General features: G+C 62.2%; 17 protein-coding genes and 1 pseudogene. 6 read left to right on the top strand and 12 right to left on the bottom strand.

From position 1 onward, the window contains the following. Window positions 1-25 precede the first annotated feature (25 nt). Window positions 26-1129 carry a tRNA 2-selenouridine(34) synthase MnmH gene (gene mnmH, locus NN484_RS11310; RefSeq protein ID WP_274659122.1) on the bottom strand — a complete coding sequence of 368 codons (1104 nt, stop codon included), beginning with the start codon at window positions 1127-1129 and terminating at the stop codon, window positions 26-28. After that, the gene (gene selD, locus NN484_RS11305; protein ID WP_274659121.1) at window positions 1129-2163 is read right to left on the bottom strand and encodes a selenide, water dikinase SelD; all 1035 of its coding nucleotides are present in this window, start codon (window positions 2161-2163) and stop codon (window positions 1129-1131) included. The genes mnmH and selD overlap by 1 nt, the downstream gene beginning before the upstream one ends. Window positions 2164-2340: 177 nt before the next feature. On the opposite strand from selD, the gene NN484_RS11300 reads away from it, so the two are divergent. Next, window positions 2341-3708, top strand: coding sequence for an OmpA family protein (locus tag NN484_RS11300; protein ID WP_274659120.1), 1368 nt, complete (start codon window positions 2341-2343; stop codon window positions 3706-3708). A 54-nt stretch (window positions 3709-3762) separates the two neighbouring features. On the opposite strand, the gene NN484_RS11295 is transcribed toward NN484_RS11300, so the two are convergent. Beyond that, window positions 3763-14286: an autotransporter-associated beta strand repeat-containing protein gene (locus tag NN484_RS11295; protein ID WP_274659119.1), complete on the bottom strand. Its 10524-nt coding sequence runs from the start codon at window positions 14284-14286 to the stop codon at window positions 3763-3765. 438 nt (window positions 14287-14724) lie between these two features. On the opposite strand from NN484_RS11295, the gene NN484_RS11290 reads away from it, so the two are divergent. Together NN484_RS11290 and NN484_RS11285 are read left to right on the top strand one after the other, a co-directional pair. Further along, window positions 14725-15684 carry a nucleoside-specific channel-forming protein Tsx gene (locus NN484_RS11290; RefSeq protein WP_127652204.1) on the top strand — a complete coding sequence of 320 codons (960 nt, stop codon included), beginning with the start codon at window positions 14725-14727 and terminating at the stop codon, window positions 15682-15684. Window positions 15685-15699: 15 nt separating this feature from the next. Then, window positions 15700-16722, top strand: a complete 1023-nt coding sequence (locus NN484_RS11285; protein WP_274659118.1) for a purine-nucleoside phosphorylase — start codon at window positions 15700-15702, stop codon at window positions 16720-16722. A gap of 122 nt (window positions 16723-16844) precedes the next feature. On the opposite strand, the gene NN484_RS11280 is transcribed toward NN484_RS11285, so the two are convergent. The 3 genes from NN484_RS11280 to NN484_RS11270 all read right to left on the bottom strand — a co-directional run bounded on the left by NN484_RS11280 (window position 16845) and on the right by NN484_RS11270 (window position 18979). Next, a complete protein-coding gene (locus NN484_RS11280; protein ID WP_274659117.1) occupies window positions 16845-17801 on the bottom strand; it encodes a quinone oxidoreductase family protein in 957 nt (318 codons plus the stop codon). Window positions 17802-17832: 31 nt separating this feature from the next. Continuing rightward, window positions 17833-18006 (bottom strand): DUF1427 family protein, encoded by a 174-nt coding sequence (locus tag NN484_RS11275; RefSeq protein ID WP_127652207.1) that lies wholly within the window; start codon window positions 18004-18006, stop codon window positions 17833-17835. Window positions 18007-18211: 205 nt separating this feature from the next. Beyond that, a complete protein-coding gene (locus NN484_RS11270; protein ID WP_252191553.1) occupies window positions 18212-18979 on the bottom strand; it encodes an AraC family transcriptional regulator in 768 nt (255 codons plus the stop codon). Window positions 18980-19125: 146 nt separating this feature from the next. Here NN484_RS11270 and NN484_RS11265 point away from each other — a divergent pair, with 146 nt between their 5' ends. Beyond that, window positions 19126-19353 (top strand): DUF6555 family protein, encoded by a 228-nt coding sequence (locus NN484_RS11265; RefSeq protein WP_127652209.1) that lies wholly within the window; start codon window positions 19126-19128, stop codon window positions 19351-19353. Between the two features lie 39 nt (window positions 19354-19392). Next, window positions 19393-19665: a hypothetical protein gene (locus tag NN484_RS11260; RefSeq protein WP_127652210.1), complete on the top strand. Its 273-nt coding sequence runs from the start codon at window positions 19393-19395 to the stop codon at window positions 19663-19665. Window positions 19666-19688: 23 nt separating this feature from the next. On the opposite strand, the gene NN484_RS11255 is transcribed toward NN484_RS11260, so the two are convergent. The 3 genes from NN484_RS11255 to NN484_RS11245 all read right to left on the bottom strand — a co-directional run bounded on the left by NN484_RS11255 (window position 19689) and on the right by NN484_RS11245 (window position 21705). Then, window positions 19689-19856 (bottom strand): metallothionein, encoded by a 168-nt coding sequence (locus tag NN484_RS11255; protein ID WP_081730276.1) that lies wholly within the window; start codon window positions 19854-19856, stop codon window positions 19689-19691. A gap of 904 nt (window positions 19857-20760) precedes the next feature. Next, window positions 20761-21216 carry a DMT family transporter gene (locus tag NN484_RS11250; RefSeq protein WP_215501017.1) on the bottom strand — a complete coding sequence of 152 codons (456 nt, stop codon included), beginning with the start codon at window positions 21214-21216 and terminating at the stop codon, window positions 20761-20763. 3 nt (window positions 21217-21219) lie between these two features. After that, window positions 21220-21705, bottom strand: coding sequence for a DMT family transporter (locus tag NN484_RS11245; RefSeq protein WP_274659116.1), 486 nt, complete (start codon window positions 21703-21705; stop codon window positions 21220-21222). 112 nt (window positions 21706-21817) lie between these two features. Here NN484_RS11245 and NN484_RS11240 point away from each other — a divergent pair, with 112 nt between their 5' ends. Beyond that, window positions 21818-22753 (top strand): LysR family transcriptional regulator, encoded by a 936-nt coding sequence (locus NN484_RS11240; RefSeq protein ID WP_274659115.1) that lies wholly within the window; start codon window positions 21818-21820, stop codon window positions 22751-22753. A 120-nt stretch (window positions 22754-22873) separates the two neighbouring features. Here NN484_RS11240 and NN484_RS27315 read toward each other — a convergent pair whose 3' ends face one another. From NN484_RS27315 to NN484_RS11230, 3 genes and pseudogenes are all read right to left on the bottom strand, one after another. After that, a complete protein-coding gene (locus NN484_RS27315) occupies window positions 22874-23629 on the bottom strand; it encodes a methyl-accepting chemotaxis protein (RefSeq protein ID WP_371260415.1) in 756 nt (251 codons plus the stop codon). Window positions 23630-23731: 102 nt separating this feature from the next. Next, window positions 23732-24556, bottom strand: a pseudogene (locus NN484_RS27310) (cache domain-containing protein); the annotation flags it as partial. A 161-nt stretch (window positions 24557-24717) separates the two neighbouring features. After that, complete coding sequence (locus NN484_RS11230; RefSeq protein ID WP_215501020.1) at window positions 24718-26034, bottom strand: Na+/H+ antiporter family protein; 1317 nt, start codon at window positions 26032-26034, stop codon at window positions 24718-24720. Window positions 26035-26210 lie beyond the last annotated feature (176 nt).

Raw genomic sequence — 26210 nt, 5'->3', positions numbered from 1 at the left:
CGCGAAGGGGCCAGCAATGGCAGCATCAAGCTTTCTGATTCACCCGCTCGCGAAGATACTCCAGCACCGCACCGCGCTCCCCGGCAAACTCGATCCGCCCGCCCTTCTTTTCGCGCTGGAACACGTACATCGGGTCGTAATACTCGCGCAGCAACCCTTCGATCCAGCCACGGTGCAAGTCCACCGCCCCGCTACGCCCCTGCTCGGCCAGCGCATCTTCCATCAACAGCAACATCCGCCGATGCCGCTCGCCACCGAGGCGTTTCTGCACGTTGTTCAGGCTTTCCAGCAAGCGCTCGGAGAACAAGGTAAAACCGTCCTCGCCATGCACCGCCGAAAACTCGGCCGACAGGTCCACCACGTAGTCGCGCAGGATCCGCTCCACGCGGTCCTCAAAACTGTCTTCCAGCCAGACCATCGGGTACTGCTGCATGCCTTGATACAGCGGCAGTGGCAGCGCACAACTGCCCACCACCCGACTCTCATCTTCCAGCACAAACTGCTCGATACCGGCATCGCGCTTCTTGAGGATGTCGATGGCCAGACGGTTTTCGAAATCAATGTTCGACGGTTGGCCGGTGGCGCGTTTGCCGAAACTGGAACCACGATGATTGGCGTGACCTTCCAGATCCAGACCGTTACGCAATTGCACCAGTACCTCGGTCTTGCCGGTGCCGGTCATGCCACCCAACAAGACGAAATCACACTGGCTGATCGCTCGCTCAAGGGTGTCGAGCAGAAAGTTGCGCATTGCCTTGTAACCGCCGCCGACGCGCGGATAGTCGATGCCGGCCTCGTCACGCAGCCACTGTTGCGTGATCTGCGAGCGCAGGCCGCCACGAAAACAATAGAGATAACCCTCAGGATGGGCCCGGGCGAAATCGGCCCAGGCCTGGATGCGCTCGGCCTTCACCGCGCCGGACACCAGTTGATGGCCCAGTTCGATGGCGGCCTGCTGACCGTGCTGCTTGTAGCAGGTGCCGATCTTCTGCCGCTCGATGTCGTTCATCAGCGGCAGATTGACCACACCGGGGAATGCGCCTTTGTGAAACTCGACCGGCGCACGGGCATCCATCAGCGGCCGGTCGTTGAGGAAAATATCGTGGTAATCGGTGCAGTCGCGTGACATCAAATCACCTCGACTGCGTGGCTCTGTCGCTCAACCAGCTCACCGATCGGCGCCAGGTTCAGGCCCAGTTCGGCGGCCACGGCGAGGAACTCGTCATTGCCTTGCGGGGTAACGGCAATCAGCAGGCCGCCGCTGGTCTGCGGGTCGCACAGCACGCGCTTGTGCAGCTCCTGCAGACGGCCGAGCTTGCTCGAATAGCTGTCGAAGTTGCGCAAGGTGCCGCCGGGCACGCAACCCTGTTCGAGGTAGTACTCGACGCTGTCCAGACGCGGCACGTGGTTGTAGCCGATGCGTGCGGTCAGCTGGCTGCCGTCGGCCATTTCCACCAGATGCCCGAGCAGGCCGAAACCGGTGACGTCGGTCATCGCGGTGACGCCAGCGAGTTTGCCGAAACGGCTGCCTGGCTTGTTCAGGGTGCACATCCAGTCGCGGGCCACGCCGACGTCGGCGGGGCGCAATTTGCCCTTCTTCTCGGCGGTGGTGAGGATGCCGATGCCCAGCGGTTTGGTCAGGTACAACAGGCAGCCGGCAGTGGCGGTGTCGTTGCGCTTCATGTGGCGCTTTTCGACAAGGCCGGTCACCGCCAGGCCGAAGATCGGTTCCGGCGCATCGATCGAATGCCCACCAGCCAGCGGAATGCCGGCAGCGTCGCACACCGCACGCCCGCCGCGAATCACTTCCCGCGCGACTTCCGGCGCCAACACATTCACCGGCCAGCCGAGGATTGCAATCGCCATCAACGGGTCGCCGCCCATCGCGTAGATGTCGCTGATCGCGTTGGTCGCGGCAATCCGGCCGAAATCGAACGGGTCGTCGACAATCGGCATAAAGAAATCGGTGGTCGACACCACACCGCGCTCGGCATCGATCTCGTAGACCGCCGCGTCATCACGCGAAGCATTGCCGACCCACAGTTTCGGATCGAGGTTTTGCGCACCGCTACCGGCCAGAATCACTTCCAGCACCTGCGGGGAAATCTTGCAGCCACAACCGGCACCGTGGCTGTATTGGGTCAGACGAATCGGCTCGCTCATGAGAGGGTCTCTGGCAGGGAATGGGGCGAATTCTAGCAGAGCGGGTCTGTTGGTCAGTGATCCTTCAACCTTTCGATTAGCACAAGGCATATTGACATCATCGTGTAAACGTCCAGACTTCCGCGTCTTCGCACAGACCTGCGCCTACTCCCGTTTATATGAATTTCAAGGAAGAAAATGTCCGAACTTCTCACATCAGTGGAAAAATATGGATCGCTCACTGCAAAATTAATTGTGGCTTTAGGTGTTTGTATTACCTGGGGTTACTGTGCCTTTATAATTAATTTTTTCCCAACCGGTTTAACCGTTGCAGATAGCCTTGTCTTTATCTTTATCGCCTTAGGCTTCGGCATTTTGTATGTTTACTGGCTGCTTTTTGGATTCCTAGGAGCTTACTTTTTCGTCTCTTTCTTCCAGGAACCTCACATCAGAGCTCGTTTATTTGCGGCCGTGATGTTTTTGGTTTTCGCTGGGTGTTTAGTTTTTTTGGCCTGCATCATGAAAGACGCTTCATCTCTATTGGCCCCTTTATTTAGTGGAGCCTTGCTATATCTAACAATCATTCACTGGAAGCCTGATGTCGCCAGAGCATCTATTAAGCAACGACGTGAAAGAGCACGCATGCGGATAGTGATCTTTTTCACTGCCTTATTCTTGCCACTCACCGTGGCGGTACCTGTTATTGGAATCATAATAGATAGCTCATTCGGACTTATTGGCATTACTCAAAAAAATGTCTCACTGGCAGTGAGCGAAGATAATCAGAAAATCATTAATGATGTGGCAAAAGAATTCGACATCTCCGTTTATGGCTGCTCGGAAAATGGAAAAAAGACTAACATCGTTCACCATTTTAATGTTCTCTGGCACGGTTTAGGCGAACGAAGCCTTGTAGAGTTGCTTACGCATGATGGCAATGGATGGAAGCCCAAGGCGCGAATCGAACTCGATCGTAGCGGACTTAAGATCTTGAAACCCACTAACAAAGAAACTACTTTCAACACCTGCCTCACACTCAACTCCGACACGCTATTTGGCACCTACGAAGACAACATCAGCAAGTACGGGAAGCTTCAACTGAAGGTCTTCAGCGACGAAACAAAGAATAAGTTGAATGCTGACCACTTACAGATTCTATCGGCAAAAATCATTGGATACACAGATAGAGTTCCCGTATCAAAAAATAGCGACTCCAATTTTGACTTATCCATTCGACGAGCCAACAGCGTCCACACCGAACTCAAAGAATATGGACTATTAACTGACATTCCGGAGTCTGAAATAAAAAGCTCCGGACAAGGCTCACTACTTTCCAAGTCCAATTGCTCCAGGGAACTCAACCCTGCCGAACTAAAAGAGTGCTTGGCTGTAGACCGGCGTGTTGAGATCGAACTTAAACTGCAGATGAAACCAACAGAAAAGCAGACTTCCACTGATCCAGCGCCCCAAAAAGACATGAGTGTATGTGATTTTGTTTTCTGCAAAATCGGACTCAAAAAATGTCCTGATAAAGTCCCAGCTACCATGGCACCCAGCGATAACTGATCGACTTTCAAAAAAAACCGCCCTTTCGGGCGGCTAAAGTACTTCGACCATGATTCAGAAGCTTTGACTGAAGCTGATGTTGAACGCGCTGTCGTTGTTGTCGCTCGACACCTGGCCCGAATAACCGATGCCCAGCTTGCCGGTCGGGGTGACCTGGAAGTCGATACCGGCTTCGAGCAGCGCGCTGTCCTTGGCAATCGGCACGCCCTGGGTGCTGAACGAGGCGCCGCCGTCGATGAAGGTCAGGTCGGCGTCAGGCTTGGTGTCGCCGTAGGCATGGCGCCAGCCGATGGCGGCACGTGGTGTCAGTTGGCTGCCGTTGGCCAGGGTCACCAATTTGCCGACGCGTACTCCGAGCGTCGAGTAGGTGATGTCCTGATCGGCGTCGGCCTTCAGGCGCCCCACTCCGCCTTTTTCCTTGGCCGTGTCGCTGTCGTAGTTGACGTAGGCGAGCCCTGCGAACGGTTCGATGGCAACGCCGGCGGCGTTGATCGCGTAACCCACTTCACCGAACACCTGAGCACTGCGAGCATCGTAATCAGCCTTCAGACGATCGTTGTAGCTGCCGACGCTGACATCGCGCTTGGTCTCGATGCTGTGCCAGCTGTAAGCCGCGCCGAGGCGCACCGCCAGTGCATCGAACTGCGAGTTCAGGTAACCGGCCAGGTGGTAGCTGTCGACCTTGGCATCGGAGTTGCGATCATGCGCGTTGAGGTTGCTGCGGGTGTAACCGGCGGCCATCCCGGCACGCCAGGTGTCGTCCAGCGCCTTGTCGGTGCCGAGCATGAAACCGCCGAGGTTGCGATCGACTTTCGCCGTGTTGCTGTCGCCGCCCATGTCACCCCAGGCACCGATGGCCCGAATCCAGCCGACCATTTCCTCGTGGCAACCGTTGCTGCTCAGTTGGGTGTCGCTCGGTGCCAGGGTTCTGCGTGGATCATCCAAAGCGCTGCACGACGGCTGGCGCATGCGGTCGTTGACCGCCTCGCGGATGAAGCGCGAGTCTTCGAGCATGGCGCTTGCGGTGCTGGCGTGGATTTCCCCGGAGAGGCTGTCGAAGGCATTGCGCGCCCCGGCCACGCTGAGGTTGACGATCTGGTTCTGCAGCGCCGCACCGGCCGCCCCGTTGTTCGTCAGTGCCGTGGCCGTGCCGCGCTGGTTACCCGTGGCAGCGACGTCGGCGAACGAGTTGCCGTTGCGGCTCACGGTCAGGTTGACCGAATCGGCACCGTAGACCAGCGAGCTGCTGAGGAACGCGTACTGCGGCAGATCGGCCGCACTGAAGGTGCCGGTCACGCCGCCGCCCGCAGTGATCAGCGAGTAAGTGGTGTTGCCGGTGAACGGCGCAAGGCTGTTGACCACCAGACCACCACTCAGGGCTGCCGTGCCACCCACCGCCAGTGGCGTGGCGGTCGGCGAGCTGACCGTCAGCGCCAACACACCGTCGCTGGCGTTGGTCAGGTTGCCGGCCACGCTCAAGGTGCCGTCAGCGCCACCGGAAGCCACCACACCGTGGTTGAGTACCGAACCAACGCTGCCATTACCGCTCAGGCCTGCGCCGTTGGCGACGGTGACCTGCCCGCCCAGCGACGCCCGGGCCGCACGACTGCCGACTTGCAGCAGGCCTTGATCGACCGCGACAGTGCCGCTGAATGGCTGGTTGCCAGTCAGCAACAAGGTGCCGGTGCCACGTTTGGCCAGCTCCCCGGTACCGCTGAGAATGCCATTGAACTGGCCATCGACATTCTGCTGAAACACCAGCAAGGCGTTGTCGGTGATGTTGCCTTGCAGGCTGGTGGTGTTACCGATCAGCGTACCGCCGCTGACCGTGGTGCCACCGCTGTAGGTATTGGCAGCCGAGAGAATCAAGGTGCCGGAATCGAGTTTCTCGATACCTCCCGTACCCACCAGCGGTGCGGAGATTTCAGCGCTGGCGCCGGCATTCACCCGCACCGGCGCCAGACTGCCATCGGCACCATTGACCGGCGTCAGCGTACCGCCAGCCCCCGGAACCACGCTGTAGCCACTGGTAAGGAATTGCAGGCCGGTGAAGTTTTGATTGCCCTGCACGGTGACGACACCTGGCTGGCCGCCGAACACGGCGAACTGACCATTGGACGCCAAGGCTTGCGTACCGCTCGGATCGGTCCAGTTGGTCCCTGGGCCCCACACGCCACTGCCGCCGCCGATGCTGCCATCAGGGTTGGTGGTGCCGCCGTTCCAGAACTGCACTTCACCCGGGGTACCCTGCACCAGCAGGTTGACCTGATTGGCAATCGCGGTTTGCAGGGTCAGGTTGGCCGCCGATACCGGCAGGCTGCCGTAGACCAGACCGTTGTCGGTCAGGCTGCCGCCGTAGCGGAACAGTTGATAGACCCCGGTGCCGAAGCCGCCGGCGTTGCTGATGTTCAGCGTGCCGTCGAGGGTCAGGTTGCCGCCGACGTTGACCACCGTGGTGGAACTTGCGGCCGAGCCGAGGCTGAAGTCCAGATTGGTGCCCGATGACAGTGCCAGCGCACCGACCGACAATGGTGTGGCGGTGCCGCCACCGGTCAGCGTCGCGCCGCTGGCCAGTTGCACGTTGCCACCCAGTTGCCCGCTACCGCCGACTGTCGCGCCGCTGGCGACATTGACGTTGGCGCTGTTGAGCACGCCGTTGACGATCAGGTTGCCATCCTGTACCGAGGTGTCGCCGGTGAAGGTGTTGTTGCCGGTCAGCAGCAGCTGGCCAGTGCCGGTTTTGTTCAACGTACCGCTGCCGGTAAGGGTGCCGGTGTAGCTGCCGTCGGCGTTTTGCGCGAAGGTCAGCGCCGCGTTGTTGACGATGGCGCCTTGCAGGCTGCTGGTGTCGCCCGTGGTGCTGCCACCGTTCAGCGTGGTGCCGCCGCTGTAGGTGTTGGCGCCACTGAGCAGCAGATCGCCACTGCCGTTTTTCACCAGACTGCCGGTGCCGGTGACGGCGCCCAGCAACGTGGTGTTCTGGTTGCCGGCCAGGGTCAGTTGCGCACCGAGGTTGACGGCATTCGCCAGTTGCAGCGCCGAGGTGCTGTCGAGGGTGCCGTTGCCGGTCACGCTCAGTGCGCCGCTGCTGATTGCGCTGTTGTTACCCAGCACCAGCGTGCCGCCAGCGAGTTGAGTGCCACCACTGTAGGTGTTGCTGCCGTTGAGGGTCAGGCTCGACGCGCCAGTCTTGATCAGGCTGCCCGCACCGCTGACCACACCGTCGAGGGTCAAGGCGTTGCTGCCGGCGACGCTCAGGCCACCGTTGAGCGCCACGTTATTGGCGAGACTGACCGCCGCGTTGCTGTCCAGCGCCGTGCCGTCCGCAGCGGTCAGCACGCCGGTGCCGAGCGCCGCATTGTTGCCGACGACGATCTTGCCGCCGTTGAGCGCAGTGCCACCGGTGTAGCCGTTGGCGGCGTTGAGCACCAGCGTACCGCTGTCGTATTTGCCAAGGGTGCCGGTGCCGTTGAGTGCCACGCCGACGGTCGCAATGACGTTTGGATCGACCCGCACCGAGGTATTGCCCAGCGAACCGTTGACCAGATTCAGCGAACCCGCCGTGCCGCTCTGCAGGCTGTAGCCGTCGGTGACGAACTGCATGCCAGTGATGGTTTGCGCGCCGTTGACGGTCACAGTGCCCGCCGTGCCCTGGAACACTGCGAAGTTGTTGGTCCAGGCCTGATTCGTGGTGCCGTTGACATCGGTCCAGTTGGTGGTGCCGGTGCCCCAGGTACCGCTGCCGCCATCCACCGAACCGTTGGCCACCAGTTGGTTGCCGTCCCAGAACTGCACGGTGACGCCCGGTGCGATAACCAGCAGGTTGATCTGGTTGGCCAGCGCGGTTTGCAGGGTCAGATCGCCCGGCGTGACGCTGCCCGGCACCGTGCCGATCAGCAGGCCGTTGTCGGTCAGGCCGCCGGTGTAGTTGATCAGGCGATACACGCCGCTGCCAAAACCACCGATGTCGCTGACGTTGAGGTTACCGTCGAGGGTCAGGTTGCCGCCGACATTGACCAGCGCATTGCCGCCACCGGCGACCGGTACGCCGAGGCCGACGTCGAAGTTGGAATTGCCGTTGAGCACCAGCGAATCCACCGACAAGGTGCTGCCGGTCGCGCCCGCCAGATGCCCGCCGTCGGCCACTGTCACCGCACCGGTCAAGGTGCCGCTGCCACCGAGGGTACCACCGCTGTTGACCAGCACGTTGCCGCTGGCCAGCGAACCGTTGACCTGCAAGGTGCCGGCGTTGACGTTGGTGTCGCCGGTCAGGTCGCTGATGCCGCTGAGGGTCAGGGTGCCAGTGCCGAGTTTGGTCAGGTCGCCGGCCCCGCTGAGGACACCGGCGAAGGTGCTGCTGGCGTTGTTGCCGCCGAGGCTCAACGTGTTGCCGGTGCCAACCAACGCCGTACCGCTGCCGGTCAGGCTGGCGAGGCTGCCCGAGGCGCCGAGATTGAGCGCTGCGCCGCCGCCCAGGTTGACCGTGGCGTTATTGCCCAATGCCGTGCCACCCAGGGTGGTCAGGCTGCCGGACAACACGTCAAAGGTGCCGCTGAAGGTGTTGTTGCCGGACAGCGTCACGTCGGCCAGACCGTTCTTGGTCAGGGTGCCCGCCCCGCCGATCACACCGCCGAGGGTCAGGTTGTTGTTACCGGCCAGACTCAGGTTGGCATTGAGGTTGACGTCGTTCGCCAGTACCAGCGGCGCGCTGTTGTCGAGGGTCGATGCACCGGCCACGGTCAGCGCACCGCTACCCATCGAGGCACCGGTGCCGAGGGTCAGCGTACCGGCGTTCAGGGTGGTGCCACCGGAGTAGGTGTTGATGCCGTTGAGGGTCAGGTTCGACGCGCCGTCCTTGATCAGTCCACCCGCGCCGCTGACCACGCCAGCGAGGGTCAGGTTGTTGCTGCCGGTGTTGCTCAGGTTGGCGTTGAGCAGCACGTTGTTGCCCAGGCTCAGCACGCTGCTGCTGTCCAGCGCCGAAGCGCCGGCCACGGTCAGGTTGCCCAGGCCCAGCGCCGAGTTACTGCCGGCGGTCAGGGTGCCGGCATTCAGGGTGACGCCACCAAGGAAGTTGTTGTTGCCACTCAGGGTCAAGTTGGCCGCACCGCTCTTGGTCAGGCTGCCGGCACCGTTGAGCGTGCCGGCCAGCGTCAGATCCGCCGTGCCGCCGACGCCGACATTGCCGGCGAGGTTGACCGCGTTGTTCAGCGAAACCGCGCTGCTCGCATCAAGCGTGGTGCCCCCAGCAGCGTTCAGCGTGCCGGAGCCCAGCGCCGAGTTCGACGCCAGAATCAACCCGCCTGCGTTCAACGCCACCGGGCCGAGGAAGGCGTTGTTGCCGCCGAGGGTCAGGTTCGCCGCGCCGTTTTTGATCAGCCCGCCGGTGCCGCCAATCACGCCAGTGAGGGTCAGCGCATTGCTGCCGACCACGGTCAGGTTGCCATTGAGTGTGGCGGCGTTGCCGAGGGTCACGGCGGTGTTGCTGTCCAGTTGCGTACCGGCGTTGGCGGTCAGCGTGCCGCTACCCAGTGCGGTGTTGCTGCCGACAATGATCTTGCCGCCGTCCAGTTGTGTGCCGCCGCTGTAGGTGTTGGCGCCATTGAGCACCAGGGTGCCGCTGTCGAGTTTGTTGAGAATGCCGCTGCCATCAATATTCACGCCGAGGGTGCCAGTCACGCCCGGATCAACCCGTACCGCCGTGGTGCCGCCGGTGCCGTTGACGGCGGTCAGTTGCCCTGCCGTGCCATTGACCAGGTTGTAGCCGTCGGTGACGAACTGCAGGCCGGTGAACAGTTGCGTGCCGTTCACCGTCACAGTGCCCGCTACGCCCTGGAACACCGCGAAGTCGCCGGCCCACGGTTGATTGACCAGACCGTTGGCATCGGTCCAGTTGGTGCCGACCGCGTTCCAGGTCCCGCTGCCGCCATCGACAACCCCGTTGGCGATGGTCTGGCTACCATCCCAGTAACGAATGTTGACGTTCGGTGCCGACACTTGAACGTTGATCTGATTGGCCACGCCAGTCTGCACCACCAGATCACCGAGGCCATAACCGACCGGCACGCCGGCAACATCCAGCCCCAGGTCGGTCAAGCTGCCGGTGTAGTTGAACACGCGATACACCCCGACACCGAAACCGCCGGCATCGGTGACGTTGAGATTGCCGTCGAGGGTCAGGTTGCCACCGACGTTCATCAGCGACGAGGTCGACGGTGTGCCCAGTGCCACATCGACGTTGCTGCCGGCGCCCAGCACCAGCGACGAGGCCGACAAAGTATTGCCCGACGACAGCGCCAGATGCCCGCCGTTGTTGATGTTCACCGTGCCGAGCGCCGAACCGGTACCGGTCAGGGTGCCGCCGGTATTGACGTTGACCTGTGCACTGGCCAGCGAACCGCTGAGGTCCACCGTACCGCCGTTGATCGCGGTGTTGCCAGTGATGCCGTTGATGCCGGTGAGATTCAACGTGCCGGTGCCGACTTTGGTCAGGCCACCGCTGCCGCTGAGATCACCGTCAAACGTGCTGGTGACGTTGCCACCGCCGACGGTCAACGTGTTGCTGCCGGTCAGTTGCACGCTGCCGCTGCCGGTCAGCGCACCGAGGCTGGCATCGCTGCCCAGATTCAGGCCGGCGCCGGCGCTGATGTTGACGCCGGAAGTCGCGCCCAGCGCATTGGTGTTGAGGGTGGTGACGCTGCCGGAGACGATATTCAGTGCCCCGGTGAAGGTGTTGCTGCCGGCCAGGGTCAGGTCCGACAGCCCGTTTTTGGTCAGGCTGCCGGCGCCGTCGATGATGCCGTTGAGACTCAAGTCGTTGTTGCCGGCCACCGTCAGGCCGGCATTCAGCGTGATCGCATTGCCGATGCCGAATGAGGCGCTGTTATCCAGCGTCGCGGCGCCGCCGACAATCAACGCGCCGCTGCCCAGGCCGTTGGCATTGCCCAGGGTCAGGGTGCCGGCGTTGAGGGTGGTACCGCCGCTGAAGGTGTTGTTGCCGTTGAGCGTCAGGTTGGCCGCACCGTCCTTGATCAACTGGCCGGTGCCACTGGTGACGCCGCCGAGGGTCAGGTTCTGCGTGCCGCCCACGGTCAGCGCGGCATTCAGGGTGACGTCGTTGTTGAGGCTGACCAGCGGCGAGTTGCTGTCCAGCGTCGCGGCGCCCGCGACGGTCAGTGCACCGGAGCCCAGCGCCGAACTGTTGCCAACGGTCAGGGTGCCGGCATTCAGCGTGGTGCCGCCGAGGTAGTTGTTGGCCGCGTTGAGAATCAGATTGGCCGTGCCGCTTTTCACCAGACTGCCAGCGCCGCTGACCAGACCGGTCAGGGTCAGGTCAGCCGTGCCACCGATGTTCAGCGCCCCGGCCAGGGCCATCGCGTTGTTCAGGCTGACCGCCGTGTTGGCGTCCAGCGTGGTGTTGGCCGCCGCATTCAATGTTCCGGCACCCAGCGCGGTGTTGCTGCCGACAATCAGCTTGCCGGTATTGAGTGCGGTGTTGCCGAAATAGGTATTGGCACCGTTGAGGGTCAGGGCGGCCGCGCCGTTCTTGACCAGGCCACCGATGCCGGCGACCACCCCGCCGAGCGTCAGCGCATTGCTGCCGCCGACGGTCAGGGTGCCGCCGAGGTTGACGTTGTTCGCCAGCGTTGCAGCCGTGCCGGCATCCAGCGTCGTGCCGTTCGAGGCGTTCAGTGCGCCGGTGCCGAGTGCGGTGTTGGAGCCGACGATCAGCGAGCCGGCATTCAGCGCCGTGGTGCCGGTGTAGGTGTTGTTGCCGCTGAGGGTCAGGCTCGACGCGCCGGTCTTGATCAGGCCGCTGCCGCCACTGATCACGCCGCCGAGGGTCAGGGCATTGGCGCCGCCGGCGGTGAGGTTGGCATTGAGAATCACGTTGTTGCTCAGGGTCACGGCCGAGCTGCTGTTGAGCGTGCCCGCGCCGTCCACCGACAAATCGCCGGTGCCCAGTGCGGCGCCGTTGCCAACCGTCAGGCTGCCGGCATTCAGGCTGGTGCCGCCGCTGTAGGTATTGGTGCCGTTGAGCGTGAGATTGGCGGCGCCGTTTTTCACCAGTTGGCTGGTACCGCTGATCACGCCGCCGAGGGTCAGCGCGTTGCTGCCGCCGATCCCCAGGCTGTTGTTGAGAATGATGCCGTTGTTCAGCGTCACCGCGGCATTGCTGTCGAGGGTCGCCACACCGCCGACGGTGATGTCGCCGCTGCCGAGCGCCGTGCTGGTGCCCGCCGTGAGGGTACCGGCGTTCAGCGCGATGGCGCCGAGGAAGGTGTTGCTGCCATTGAGAATCAGGTTGGCCGCACCGTTCTTGGTCAGCCCGCCACTGCCGCTGACGATGCCGCCCAGGGTCAGGTCGGCGCTGCCGCCAATGTTCAGGTTGCCGCCGAGGCTGACCGCGTTGGTCAGCGCCACGGCGGTGCTGGCATCGAGGGTGGTGCCTGCTGCGGTGGTCAACGCGCCGGTGCCCAGCGCAGTGCTGGAACCGACAATCAGCGTGCCGGCATTCAGCGCAGTCCCACCGGCGTAGGTGTTGTTTCCGCTGAGGCTCAGGCTCGCGGTGCCGTTCTTGATCAGGTTGCCGGCGCCGCTGACGACCCCGCTCAGGCCCAATGCCTGGGTGCCGCCAATGGTCAGATCCGCCGCCAGCGCGACGGCGTTGGCCAGGGTCACTGCGGTGGTTGCATCCAGCGTGGTGCCGGCCGCCGCGCTCAACGCGCCGGTCCCCAGTGCGGTGTTGCTGCCGACAAACAGGCTGCCGGCATTGAGGAGCGTATTACCAGCGTTGGTGTTGTTGCCGGTCAGGGTCAGGCTGGCGCTGCCGCTTTTGCTGATGCCGCCGGTGCCGGACAACACGCCGCCCAGGGTCAGGGCATTGCTGCCGAGCACGTTGAGCGCACCGGTCATGGCGATGTTGTTGGCCAGGGTGACGTTGGCAGTGCTGTCGAGGCTGGTGCCAGCGGCGGTGTTAAGCGCGCCGCTGCCCAGCGAGTCGTTGTTGGTCACCAGCAGGCTGCCGGCGCTCAGGGTGGTGGTGCCGGTGAAACCGCTGTTGGCACCGCTGAGGGTCAGGCTGCCGGTGCCGGTCTTGGTCAGGCCGCTGCTGCCGGTGATCAAGCCGCCGAGCGTCAGCGCGCCGGTGCCGCCGGCCGTCAATGTGCCGCCGAGGCTGATCGCGTTGTTCAGGTTGATCGTGCCGGGCGCGCTCAAAGTGGTCGCGCCGGTGACGTTGAGGGTGCCGGTGCTCAGCGCCAGGTTGTTGCCCAACTGCACGGTGCCGCCGTTGAGCGTGGTGTTGCCCAGGTAGGTGTTGGCGGCGCTGAGGCTCAGTTGCCCGGAACCGACTTTGGTCAGGCCGCCGCTGCCGGAAATCACCCCGCTCAGGGTCGTTGCGTTGGTGCCTTGCACGGTCACGCCACCGGCGCCGAGGGAGATCAGGTTGCTGATGTTCAAACCGGCGTTGCTGGCCTGCAAGATCCCGCCGTTGGAAGTCAGCACACCGCTGCCGAATGTGGCGTTGTTGTTGAACTGGGCGACACCGCCATTGAGCGTGGTCGCGCCGCTGACCAATGGCCCCTGCAGGGTCCAGGTGCCGCTGTTGATGGTCAGGTTGTTGAAGTTGACGTAGGTGGCGCTCGAAGCCGTGCCGACCCCGGTGGTGCCGCCGCCGACGCCGATCGGGTTCTGCAGGATCAGGCTGTTGGTGCCGCCCGCGCCACCATCGACGGTCCCGGTCGGGGCGAAGGTCAGGTTGATGCCGATCAGTCCGCCGAGGCCGACGCTGATTTGCACGCCGTCACCGACACTGACCGACGAGCCGGTGATCGCCGTAAAGGTGTTGGTACTGCTCGCGCCCATCGACACGCCGCCAGTGATCGCGCCGGCGTTGGTGAAGGTGTTGCCCGCCGCCGAGGTCTCGAAGGCGATCCGGCCGTTGATGACGCCGGTGCTGCTGTTGGTCATGTTGACCTGCGAGCCGCCGTAGACGCCGACCACCGGAGTATCGGCCAGGGTGATGCCACCGACCGAGAGTCCGGTCGAGGTGATGGTGCCGTTGTTGGTGATGCTGGTGGTGCCGGCCGCGGCGTTGTTCACCGCAATGCCCAGGCCGTCAACGCTGGTCAGGTTGAGCCCGAGCAACATGCCGGTGCCGCGAATGATCCCGCTGGCGTTGTTGAGCACGCTGACCGTACTCGTTGCGCCAGTGCCGATGAAGGCACCGCCGCTCAACACCGAAACCAGCCCCAGCAGCGCCGGGTCGATCGTGCCGGAGTTGTTCAAAGTGATGTTGACCCCGGTCAGGTCCATCACGTGACCACCGAGGGTCGCGTTCATTTGCGCGCCGGAGTTGACGTTGACTGTCAGGCCGCTGGTGGCGCTGGAAAAGTTGTTGAGAAACAGCGGCAGACTCGGCACACCGGTACAGGTCACCGTGGAACCGGCCGTGGAGCACGTGGCCAGGGCAGGTGCGCTGACGCCACCGAACAACAGCCCGGCAACGCTCAGGTGCACAGCAAGGGAAAGAGGGGAGAAACGCGAAACGAGGGCAACACCAAACCTTGCTTCCACGGGCTACTCCTTGTCGTGGCCAGATTCTTCCTTGAAGGCGTGTAGCCGTGCTTATTCCACACGCGAATCAAGACTGCGACGGTCATCACAAAAACCGCGTCATGGGTGACAAGCTAGTAGACGCCCCGTCATGGAGCACTGATTAAATGGTGTTAATACTTTAATACTAGCCGTCTAGAACGGGGCTTTCGGCCAGCAGACACGCGGATTGGAACGCGCAGTCCCCCTCTGTAGGAACTGCGGCACGCTGCGATCTTTTGATCTTGATCTTTAAAACAAAATCAAAAGATCGCAGCGTGCCGCAGCTCCTACAGGGGCAACCAGAGAGAGTTGGTACGCCTTGTGCAAACGTTTGCGACCTGCCAATACCGGCTTTTTCGAAACAAAACCGTACGGACCCGCAGAACCGGGCCTCGATCTGCAAAAAAAGGACTTTGAATGCACGCCGCTTCCCTGCTTCGCGCCCCGTTTGCGCGCACGTTTGCCGTTTCCTTGCTACTGACCGGCGTTACCGGAGTTCTCAGCCACACCGCGCTGGCGCAACCGGCCCAACCCGAAGAATCCGCCCAGGGCGAGACCCTCAGCCCCGAAGCCAGCCCGCCAAAGGAAGGTGCGTACCTGTCGGACTGGTACAACCAGGACCTGACGCTGATCGGCAGCAAGGACATCAGTTTCGGTCCGCAACCGGCCGACGATATCTACCTGGAATACGAGTACTTCGGGCGCAAGGGGCCGTTCGAGCTGTACGGCTACGTCGACATCCCGAAGATCTTCAACATCGGCAACAGCCACGACAAAGGCGTGTGGGACCACGGCTCGCCGGTGTTCATGGAGCACGAACCGCGCATCTCCATCGACTACCTCGCCGGCCGCAGCCTGGCCATCGGCCCGTTCAAGGAATGGTACGTGGCGTTCGACTGGATCTACGATCACGGCAGCCGCAAGGAGAACCGCGCCAACACTCTGTACAGCGGTTTGGGCACCGACATCGACACCCATTCGCGGGTCAACCTGTCGGCCAATCTGTACGGGCGTTACCAGTGGGAAAACTACGGCGCGAGCAATGAATACTCATGGGACGGCTACCGTGCCCAGTTGAAGTACATCGTGCCCATCGACAAATTCAGCAACGGCGCGTCGCTGACCTACATCGGCTTCACCAACTTCGATTTCGGCTCGGACCTGCACAAGGACAATCCGGCGCGCACCGCCAACGCCACGGTGGCGACCAACGTGCTGCTGTACTCGTTCACCCATTTGCGCTTCACCCTGGTCGGCCGTTATTTCCACAACGGCGGCAACTGGGAGGACGGCAGCGAGCTGAACTTCGGCGACGGCAATTTCCGCGCACGCTCCAACGGTTGGGGTTATTACGCCGGCATCGGCTACCAGTTCTGAATTCAGGAGATTCTCATGCAAGCAATGACGCGTCTGACCCTGGCCGCTGCGGCCCTGCTCTCTTCCACCACTTGGGCGGCTGAGGCGCCGATCCAACCGAAAGTGGTGCTGATCACCATGTTCGCCCCCGAGGCGCAGCACTGGATCGAGCGCCTGGACCTCAAGCAGGAAATCCGCGTGCCGGGCCTGTCCGCCGAGTACCCGACCATCCGCTGCAACACGCAACAGGTGTGCCTGCTGACCACCGGCATGGGCCAGACCAACGCCGCCGCCTCGACGCTGGCATTGGCCCTGTCGCCGAAATTCGACCTGCGCAAAAGCTACTTCCTGATCGCCGGGATTGCCGGCATCAGCCCGAAACACGGAACCATCGGCACCGCCGCGTGGGCGCATTACCTGGTGGAATTCGGTACGCAATGGGAGCTGGATTCGCGCGATGCGCCGGCGAGCTGGCCGACCGGCTACCTCGGCATCAACACCAAAGGCCCGAACGAAAAACCGCCGCTGGACTACAAGACCGAAGTCTTCGAACTCAACCCGACGTTGCAGGCCAAGGCCTTCGCCCTGAGCCACAAGGTCGAGCTGAGCGAGAGCGAGGAATCAGCGGCGTGGCGCCTGAAATACCCGTCCGCCCCGGCCAACCAGCCGCCAGTCGTCACCCGTTGCGACACGCTGGCGGGCAACACCTGGTTCTCCGGCACCCGCCTGAGCGAACGCGCCGAGGTCTGGACCAGACTGCTGACCGACAACAAGGGGGAATACTGCACCACGCAACAAGAGGACAATTCCACCTACGAAGCCTTGTTGCGCGCCAGTCGCGAAGGCCTGGTCGATGTACAACGCCTGGCGGTGGTGCGCGCCGGCTCCGACTTCGACCGCCCTGCCCCGGGCGGCAACGAAGTCGACAACCTGCTCAAGTACGCCGATCAGGGCGGGTTCGTGCCGGCGCTGGAGAACCTCTATCGCACGGGTAATCCGCTGGTGCAGGACATCCTGAAACACTGGTCGGCGTGGGAGAACGGCGTTCCGCAATCCTGAGCCCACCATAAGCCCGCTGTAGGAGTGAGCCTGCTCGCGATAGCGGTGTGTCAATTACAAATGGGTTATCTGACACACCGCTATCGCGAGCAGGCTCACTCCTACAGGGGGGGACGTGGTGCTTATGGAATCAGGATGATCTTGTCACCACTGCCTTGATTAATCTCTGCATAGTGCTGCACACCCTCCGCCAGCGGCACCTCCACCAACCCTTGCGGCAATGGCAGCCGGTCTTCATCGAAGAACCGCCCGAACTGCTCCAGCATCGCCGCACAGGCTTGCACGCCGTACAACAGCGAGTTGATCCCGACCACCGAGCCGCCCTTGCGGTACAGCGCCAGCGCCGGCAACTGCACATGGCCGTCGACCGGGGCCGCGATGATCGCGATGCGACCGAACGCTGCGAGCGCCGCCACCGAGGCCGGCAACCAGAAACCGGTGGTGTCGAAGATCACATCGGCGCCGCCACTGTACACCGCGTTGACCTGTGCACCGAGGTCTTCGGGTTTATCCAGCTGGATCGTCTGGAAGCCCTGCGCCTGCAAATCCTTGACCTGCTCCGGCCGCCGCGCCGCCGCCAGTAGCTGCGCACCACGGACCTTGGCCAGCGCCAATGCCGCCGTCGCCACCGCACCGCCGCCGATCACCAGCAAACGGGTTTCAGCACTCACCAGACTGCGCTCCAGTGCATCCCACGCCGTGGTGTACGGCACGCCGAGGCTGGCAGCCTGGGCGAAGCTCAAGTGCGATGGTTTGTGCGCCACGCCGTTGGCCGGCAGCTTGACGAACTGCGCGTGCGAGCCATCGGCAAAAAAGCCCAGTTCACGCCCGGTGCCCCAGACTTCCTGACCGAGCAACGCCTGCGGCCCTTCGACCACTACACCAGCAAAATCGCGCCCGGGAATTCGCGGCAAGGTGGTGTAAGGGAAACGCCCGAGCACGTTCTTCACGTCGCTGGGGTTCAGGCCGGCCGCCTTGATCTCGACCAGCACTTCATCGGCGCCGGATACCGGAGTGGCGACGTCGACGAAACGCAGGGAGGACAGATCGCCGGTTTTATCGAATTGCAATGCTTTCATGAGGACATCCACCGAAGGGAGAAAGGGAAATTCACGAGAACCAACCGGCGACCAGTTGCCGGCCCATCGGCCATAACTGCTCACCCGCGAGCATGCCGAGCAGCCCCACCAGGGCGATGGCCGGTGGCGCGGGAGAACGAAAATTCAGCGCGCCATAGAGCAGGCCGACACCCAGGCCGATGGCCAGCGAAATCAGGTAGTTCATGGGGGACACTCCGCCACGTGAAAGGAATGGGCAGAGTCTAGAGAAGGATGGGCAGCGGTATCGGCCAAGGACTTCTGAATTCCGGCCAAATCTCAGGCGATGCAATCCCGCTGTAGGAGCTGCCGCAGGCTGCGATCTTTTGACTTTGATTTTTACAAACAAGATCAAAGGATCGCAGCCTGCGGCAGCTCCTACAGGGGGGCGTTCAGGCAGTGGCGAATTGCGAGGGCGCCACGCCCAATTCCCGGCGGAACATGTCACTGAAACTGCTCGGCGAATAGCCCAGTTCCCGCGCGATCGCACTCACTGGTACGCCCTGGATCAACTCCGCCACCGCTGTCGCCAGTTGCACCTGCCGCCGCCATTCGGCAAAGCCCATGCCGAGGCTGTCCTTGAACAACCGCGCCAGCGTGCGCACGCTGGCGCCGGCGTTTTCCGCATGCTGCTCGAACGGGATCTCCAGCGACGGCGCCGCCATCACCGCTTGGCACAGGTTCATCAGACGCCGGTCGGAATCGTCCGGCATCGGGATCTTCAATTGCGAGCGCCGGGCGCGCTTGAGCTCCAGCAACGCCAGCCCGACCAAGGCGTCGTAATAGGCCGGCTCACCGCTGTCGCCCTGCTCCACCAGCCCGACGATCAACTCACGCAGCAACCCGCCGACCTCGATCACCTGCACCGTCTCATCCAGCGTCGCCGCCAGCGCCGGGCGCAGGTAGATATTGCGCATCTGCAGGTCCGAGACCACGCGAATCCCATGCGGCACCCCGGGCGGCAACCACACCGCCCGCTGTGGCGGCACCACCAGCGCTTCCTGCGGGGTCTCGACCCACATCACTCCGCTCATCGCATACAGCAACTGTCCCCAGACATGCTCATGCGGCTCGATGAACAAACCGCGCGGATAGGTACGCGCCAGCGGCTGCACCGGCACATCGGTATCACTCAGATCGGGGGGCGCAGCGAGGGCCATGGCGAGCATTCATTGGGGGTTGGCGGAGCGGCCATGGTAACCAGTGCGCCGAGGTGTCGCCAACGATAGATACCGTCGGACAATCCGAGTGAATTTTCCCGGTGCGCCGCGATCCTTCTAATACCACAGGGAGGAATACGGGCTTTATGAACAACGCAAAACTGTTTGTCATCGACTACACCCTTCACGGCACGCCGAAATCGTTCATTATCCGCTCGGACAAAATGGACAACGCCGAGGCGTGGCACTGGGCAAGCTGCGACGCCGGCGTGGGTCGCATCCCGCGCTTCGGCCGGGAAAAAGTGCAAAAGACCAGCAAACCGATGGCGGAGAAATTTGGCGTGGAAAACGTCAAATGGCGACCGGCGAGCTAGACTCTCGCCAGGCAACGGGGAATTTTCGGGGGGATACACATGAGCGACCTCTTCAGCCCGGCGCATCTGGATTACGGCCTCGACACCCTGTTCGGCCGTATCACCAAAAGCGTCGACTGTCGGCTGGGCCTGGAACCCGTCGAAGGTGACCCCTATCGCTTCGCCGTACGCGTGCCGGCACCGTTACCGGAAGACCTGGACCAGGCGAAAACCGTGGTGGTTCGAGTGGAAGGTCGACGATTGCAAGGCACGGTGCGCCATACCGAACGGCTGGATGATGAAAGCCTGAAACTGGAAGTGGAGCCTGATTAGGCTCCACTTTTTTATGCGCGCGGTTATTTGGGGTGAGCGCAATGGCAGCCCTTGCTTGAACACTCCTCGCCGCCCTTGTGGTGGTGCGCGCAGGCCTCGCAGCAATAGTGTTTGCCGTGCACGGCGTAGGCGTGGTCGCCTTCTTTGATCGTGCATTTACAGTTGGGGCAATCGCATTTTCTATCTGGCATGGGTCAGACTCCTTTTTTGGTGGTTGTCCGGGGCTTGTGGGGCAAGCCGTAGATAACAGTGTAGGAGCTGCCGAAGGCTGCGATCTTTTGATCTGGTTTTTTTGGGGGGATTGGGTGTATATCCGTTTCTGCTGGCCATATGGGGTGAATATCCGTTTCCTCGGATGCTGCTGCTGGCGGTTTCGCTCTTACAGCGAGTCACCTTTTCCAGACGCCGAAAAGATAACCCAAAAGGCTTTGCCCCGGCGTACGGCACTTCGCTGAGGCTCAGTGTCCCCTCGCTACGGTGTCCATCAGGGGGCATCGCCTACGGCTTGCTTCGCTGCACCTCCTCTCGATGTATGCGGCTTCGCCGCACGGCGCTGCGCGCCTATCCCCTGATGAACACCTTCGCTCGGCCTGCCGAAGGGGCTGAAGGTCAAAAGCCACATCAAGAGCCAAAGCCAAAGCAGATCAAAAGATCGCAGCCTTCGGCAGCTCCTACATCGGGGTTGGGTGCAGTCAGTTAGAGATTGGTTAGCTGGCAGGTCTCCATCGCGAGCAGGCTCGCACACAGAAAGGCAAAAGCAGACCACATGCTCTTCACCACTCAACAGGATGAGCGTTAGCTCGGCTGCAGCTCTTGATCTGCCAGCCCCTTCGGCAGGCTGAGTGGAGGGGTTTATCCGGGGGTGGGAGCGCAGCGACCGTTTGGCGAAGCCAAACACATCGAGAGGAGGTGCAGCGAAGCAAACCGTAGACGATGCCCCCGGATGAACCCCGGAACGAAGGAACCCGAGCCACGGCGAGGGCCGAACGCCGGGGCCTAGCGTTTTGGTTACTTTTTGGCGTTTGAAAAAGTGACTCGCCGTAAGAGCGAAACCGCCAGCCGCCATACCCGAAGAAACGGATATGCCCAAAAAAATCAGTCAACAGAACGCAAACTGCTGCGATACATAAAGACCAAAGCCAACCCCAGACAAACCATCGCCAACACCCGAGAAGACGAAAGCTCAATCGCCGGATTGCCCAACCAGCCAAAGTTATCAATCAACATCCCCATCCCAAGCTGGCCAACAATCACCGCCACCGTCGCCACCGCCGTGCCCACCACCGGCACCGCCCCGACCATGACCATCATGTAAACCACCCCAAACAGTGCCCCGGTCAACTGCCACTTCGGCACGTCCAACAGACTCACCGCATGCGCCGGCTCGAAAAACAGAATCAACAACCCGGTCGTCACCGCCCCCACCACGAAGGTCAGCAAACTACTGCGCAACACCCCGACGGTCTCCCCCAGGCGCCCATTGATCGCCGCCTGCACACTCAACACCGCACCGGCCAGCACCACCACGGCCAACAAAATAACCAGACTCATCACTCAACCTCGCGCAATCAAAACCAGTGCCACCACAATCAACCCCAACGCCAGCCAGCGCTCGGCATTGACCTTCTTGCGCGTCGCGCCAAACCAGCCGAAATGGTCGATCAGCACACTCTTGCCCACCTGCCCCGAGAGAATCGCGATCATCGTCATCGCAATCCCGATATGCGGCGTCGCCAATGTCAGCACCACCAAGTACATCGGCCCGAGAAAGCCGCCGATCAATTGCCAGCGCGGCAGATCGGTCAGCGCCGGGCCTTTCTGCGGTCCCGCGAACAGCAACAGCAGAAACAGAATCGCCGAGCCCACGCCGAAGATGCTCAAGGTCGCCCACAGGTGCCCGACCTGCCCCCCCAGCGGCCCGAGCAACCCCGCCTCCACCGACAAACCCATGCCCGCCAGGATCACCAGCGGCAGCAACAGCAGGCGCAACCGCGGTTTGCTCACCGGCGCCGCCACACTCACCTCATCCAACGTCTGCATAACCAAAACCCGTGCAAGTAAACGATGGCGCGGATTATCGGCTGGCGCCGCTGTGCGATAAATGGGAGCATCCAGACAACACTTTTGCGCATCTCGCACAGCAGGACGATTCATGCACGGGCTCAATGAACTCGGATTCAAGGCACTCAGGCTGTTTGTGGCGGTGCTCGACCATGGCAGTTTTTCCGAAGTGGCCCGCCGCGAGGGCGTGGCGCCCTCTTCGATTTCGCGGCAGATCCAGTTGATGGAGCAGGCACTGAACCAGCAATTGCTCTACCGCCACACCCGCGCCGTCAGCCCGACCGAGGCCGGACGCATGCTTGGTCACCATGCGCGGCTGGTGCTGGTGCAACTGGAGGAGGCCGAACAGGCGTTGCAGGAACAGCAAAGCGAACCCACCGGACTGGTGCGGATCAACGCGCCGGTGGTGTTCGGCCAACGGCATCTGACGCCGTGGCTCGGCAAATTGTGTGCACGTTATCCGAAGCTGCAACTGGACATCCAGCAGACCGACCATTACGTCGACCCGTTGCAGGAAGGCGCCGACCTGCTGTTCCGCATCGGCCCGCTGCACGATTCGAGCATGCAGGCACGGATTCTCGCGCCGCACCGCTTTCAAGTCGCGGCCAGCCCGGCGTACCTCAAGCGCCACGGCACGCCGCAACATCCCGACGACCTCGCGCAGCACCAGTGCCTGGCCTACAAAGGCGCGACCGGCCAGCAGCGCTGGTTCTTCCGTCAGGATCAGGGCGACTGGACACCCTACTCGGTCAAAGGCCCGATCACCGGCAACCACGCCGACACCCTCACCCAGGCCGCCGAACAAGGCCTGGGGCTGGTGATGTTTCCGTCATGGCTGATTGGCGAAGCGGTGCGCGAAGGCTCGCTGGTGCCGGTGCTGGGCGAGTATCAAGTGTCGAACAGTCTGGAGCCGCAGCAGATTGCGGTGCTGTGGCCGGGCAGCCGGCGGCTGTCGGTGAAGGTGCGTACGGTGATTGATTTCTTTGTCGAATGCTTCGGCGAAGTGCCCTACTGGGACAGACCTTGAGCCATGCACGCTCCCTGTAGGAGCTGCCGAAGGCTGCGATCTTTTGATCTTGCTTTTAAAAGATCAAAGTCAACAGATCGCAGCCTTCGGCAGCTCCTACACAGCGTTCTGCGGTGGGTTTCAGATACGGAACTGGCCTACGAGTTTGCCCAGCCGCTGCCCCAGCTCCGCCAGACTGCGCGAGGTCTGCGCGCCCAACTGGGTCTCATCCGCCACGCTGTCCACCGCCACGGCGATCTGATGCACGCTACGGTTGATCTCTTCGGCCACCGCCGTCTGCTCCTCCGCCGCACTGGCGATCTGCGCGTTCATCGAGTTGATGGTCGCAATCAGCTCTGCCATCGCATCCAGCGACGCCCCGGCCTGATTGGCCTGCGCCGAGGTGCCATCGCCCGCTTCGCTGGAGCGGCGCATCGCCTCGACCGCCGACTGCGTGCCCGCCTGCAAGCGATCGATCATGCCCTGAATTTCCTGGGTGCTGATCTGTGTGCGGCTGGCCAGCGCCCGCACTTCGTCCGCCACCACCGCAAAGCCGCGCCCGGCCTCCCCGGCGCGTGCGGCTTCGATCGCGGCGTTCAGCGCCAGCAGGTTGGTCTGCTCGGCAATCGAGCGGATTACCCCGAGCACGCCGACAATCGACGACACGTCCTGCTGCAGGCTGTCGAGCGACACGCCGCTGCTGCGAATGTCATCCACCAGCGCATGAATCTGTTTGATGCTGCCGGCCACCACGCGTTTGGCGCTCTGGCCTTCTTCATCGGTCTGCTGCGCGGCGACCGCCGCGTTCTGCGCACTCTTGGCGACTTCCTGAGCAGCGGCGGACATCTCGTTGATCGCCGTGGCGACCTGATCGGTCTCGTGGCGCTGACGCTCCATCGCCTGATCGGAGCGCTGAGCCTGATCCGACACTTGGGTCACCAGGCCGGTCAGTTGCGTGGTCATCTCGGTGATCTGCCGCACCAGGCCGTGGATCTTGTCGACGAAACGGTTGAACGAGCCGGCCAGTTCGCCGAGTTCATCCTGGCTGGTGATGTTCAGCCGGCGCGTCAGGTCGCCCTCGCCTGCGGCGATATCATCGAGGTTGGCTTTCATCAGGGTCAGCGGACGCAGAATGGTGTTGGCCAGCAGCAGGCCCGCTGCGGCGATCACCAACAGCACCAGCACCGCCACGCCGACGATGCTCAGGATCACGCCTTGCATGCGCTCCTGCACTTGCGCCTCGACCAACGCCACTTGCGCTTCGATGCCGTCGAGGTTGACCGAGGTCCCCACCGCCATGTCCCACTTCGCCAGGTATTCGGTGTAACCGAGTTTCGGCACCAGCACCTGCGCGTTGCCCGGCAGCGGCGAGCTGTATTGCAGATAGTGGGTGCCGTCCTTCGCCACGCTCACCAGACCGCGGTTGACGTAAACGCCGTTGGGGTCGCGGTTGTCCTTGAAGCTTTTGCCCACGCCTTCGGGGTCGTTGGCCTTGAACAGGCGCACAGTCTCGGAATCGTAGCCGAAGAAGTAACCGTCCTTGCCGTAGCGGATGCCCGACAGCAGCTTGATCGCCTGCGCCCGCGCTTCGTTGTCACCGGGGGCGGCTGCGTCGTACAGCGGCTTGATCGTGGTCATGGCCACGGCAACGTAACTTTGCAGCGTGGCCTTGGCGTCGACGAGCAGACGTTCGCGGGTCTGCTCGACCTCGGTGTGCGCCTGTTGCTGGAGGATGAACAGCGTGGTCAGGCTGATGACCAGCGCAAAGAGCAACACCGGCAGGACGGCAAGGGACAGGACTTTGGCCTTGAGACTCAAGCGCATTGGGGGGCTCACTCTTTTGGTTTTATTGGCGTGGTTAAAGGCGTTAACGGCACGCGCAAGCAAAAGTTGAACCCAAAAAAAGATCGCAGCCTTCGGCAGCTCCTACAGAGATTGGTGTAGGAGTTGCCGAAGGCTGCGATCTTTTGATCTTCAGCTTTTAATCAGAGGACCATCGCGGCCACCCAGCCGAACGCCAGCAATGGCAGGTTGTAGTGCAGGAAGGTCGGCACCACGGTGTCCCAGATGTGGTGGTGCTGGCCGTCGATGTTCAGGCCGGAGGTCGGGCCGAGGGTCGAGTCCGAGGCGGGCGAACCGGCATCGCCCAACGCCCCGGCGGTGCCGACAATGCAGACGATCGCCAGCGGGCTGAAGCCCAGTTGCACGCACAGCGGCACAAAAATCGCCGCCAGAATCGGCACGGTGGAGAACGACGAACCGATGCCCATGGTCACCAGCAGCCCCACCAGCAACATCAGCAGCGCGCCGACGCCTTTGCTGTGGTTGATCCACGACGCCGACGATTCGACCAGGGTCTGCACCTGCCCGGTGGCCTTCATCACTTCGGCGAAACCGGACGCGGCAATCATGATGAAACCGATCATCGCCATCATCTTCATGCCTTCGGTGAACAGGTCATCGGTCTCGCGCCACTTGACGATGCCGGACACCGAGAAGATCAGAAAACCGACCAGCGCCCCGATAATCATCGAGTCCAGCAGCAGTTGCACGATGAACGCCGCCGCAATCGCCACACCGGCAATCATCAGGCTCAACGGGTTGTACTGCACCGCCACCTGCTCGACTTGCTCGATCTTCGCCAGGTCGTAGACGCGCTTCTTGCGGTAGCTGATGAACGCCATCGCCAGGCCGAACACCATGCCCAGCGCCGGAATGCCCATGGCGTGGGTGACGTTGATGCCACTGATGTCGACGCCGCTGCGCGCGACGTTGGCCAGCAGGATTTCATTGAGGAAGATGTTACCGAAACCCACCGGCAGGAACATGTACGGGGTGATCAGGCCGAAGGTCATGACGCAGGCGATCAGGCGGCGATCGAGTTGCAACTTGGTCAGCACATATAAAAGCGGCGGCACCAACAACGGAATGAACGCAATGTGGATCGGCAGGATGTTCTGCGAAGCAATCGCCACCACCCAAAGCAGGCCGATCAACAGCCATTTGACGTTACCGCCACCGGTCGCATGTTGCCGATCAACCATCGCCAGCGCCTTGTCGGCCAATGCATGGGCCAGGCCGGACTTGGCAATCGCCACGGCGAAAGCGCCGAGCAACGCGTAGGACAACGCCACGGTCGCCCCGCCGCCCAGGCCACTGTTGAACGCCTTGAGCGTGGCGTCGATGCCCAGACCACCGGTCAGGCCACCGACCAACGCACCGACGATCAGGGCGATCACCACGTGCACACGGGACAGGCTGAGGATCAGCATGACGCCGACCGCAGCAATCACTGCATTCATTTCACTACCTCAAAAACACGGCGATAAAACCATCACCACCAGACAGGATGAGTCCGCCCACGGAGCACCGGCGGATTTGCAAAGAGGGTCTTATTAGAAGGGCGCGCACTGTGCCGCAGAGTGGCGGCGGTGTCAAAGCGAGCGGCTGAACTGAATGTAACTATCAACGCAGAACC

The sequence above is a fragment of the Pseudomonas serboccidentalis genome (assembly GCF_028830055.1).
GTDB lineage: Bacteria > Pseudomonadota > Gammaproteobacteria > Pseudomonadales > Pseudomonadaceae > Aquipseudomonas > Aquipseudomonas serboccidentalis.
This window is presented reverse-complemented; position numbering and strand designations above follow the sequence as displayed.

What these genes read in the sequence shown, in the direction of transcription:
- mnmH (WP_274659122.1), bottom strand. Translation starts at nt 1,129, where the DNA reads ATGTCACGCGACTGCACCGATTACCACGATATTTTCCTCAACGACCGG.
- selD (WP_274659121.1), bottom strand. Translation starts at nt 2,163, where the DNA reads ATGAGCGAGCCGATTCGTCTGACCCAATACAGCCACGGTGCCGGTTGT.
- NN484_RS11300 (WP_274659120.1), top strand. Translation starts at nt 2,341, where the DNA reads ATGTCCGAACTTCTCACATCAGTGGAAAAATATGGATCGCTCACTGCA.
- NN484_RS11290 (WP_127652204.1), top strand. Translation starts at nt 14,725, where the DNA reads ATGCACGCCGCTTCCCTGCTTCGCGCCCCGTTTGCGCGCACGTTTGCC.
- NN484_RS11285 (WP_274659118.1), top strand. Translation starts at nt 15,700, where the DNA reads ATGCAAGCAATGACGCGTCTGACCCTGGCCGCTGCGGCCCTGCTCTCT.
- NN484_RS11280 (WP_274659117.1), bottom strand. Translation starts at nt 17,801, where the DNA reads ATGAAAGCATTGCAATTCGATAAAACCGGCGATCTGTCCTCCCTGCGT.
- NN484_RS11275 (WP_127652207.1), bottom strand. Translation starts at nt 18,006, where the DNA reads ATGAACTACCTGATTTCGCTGGCCATCGGCCTGGGTGTCGGCCTGCTC.
- NN484_RS11270 (WP_252191553.1), bottom strand. Translation starts at nt 18,979, where the DNA reads ATGGCCCTCGCTGCGCCCCCCGATCTGAGTGATACCGATGTGCCGGTG.
- NN484_RS11265 (WP_127652209.1), top strand. Translation starts at nt 19,126, where the DNA reads ATGAACAACGCAAAACTGTTTGTCATCGACTACACCCTTCACGGCACG.
- NN484_RS11260 (WP_127652210.1), top strand. Translation starts at nt 19,393, where the DNA reads ATGAGCGACCTCTTCAGCCCGGCGCATCTGGATTACGGCCTCGACACC.
- NN484_RS11255 (WP_081730276.1), bottom strand. Translation starts at nt 19,856, where the DNA reads ATGCCAGATAGAAAATGCGATTGCCCCAACTGTAAATGCACGATCAAA.
- NN484_RS11250 (WP_215501017.1), bottom strand. Translation starts at nt 21,216, where the DNA reads ATGAGTCTGGTTATTTTGTTGGCCGTGGTGGTGCTGGCCGGTGCGGTG.
- NN484_RS11245 (WP_274659116.1), bottom strand. Translation starts at nt 21,705, where the DNA reads ATGCAGACGTTGGATGAGGTGAGTGTGGCGGCGCCGGTGAGCAAACCG.
- NN484_RS11240 (WP_274659115.1), top strand. Translation starts at nt 21,818, where the DNA reads ATGCACGGGCTCAATGAACTCGGATTCAAGGCACTCAGGCTGTTTGTG.
- NN484_RS27315 (WP_371260415.1), bottom strand. Translation starts at nt 23,629, where the DNA reads ATGGAGCGTCAGCGCCACGAGACCGATCAGGTCGCCACGGCGATCAAC.
- NN484_RS11230 (WP_215501020.1), bottom strand. Translation starts at nt 26,034, where the DNA reads ATGAATGCAGTGATTGCTGCGGTCGGCGTCATGCTGATCCTCAGCCTG.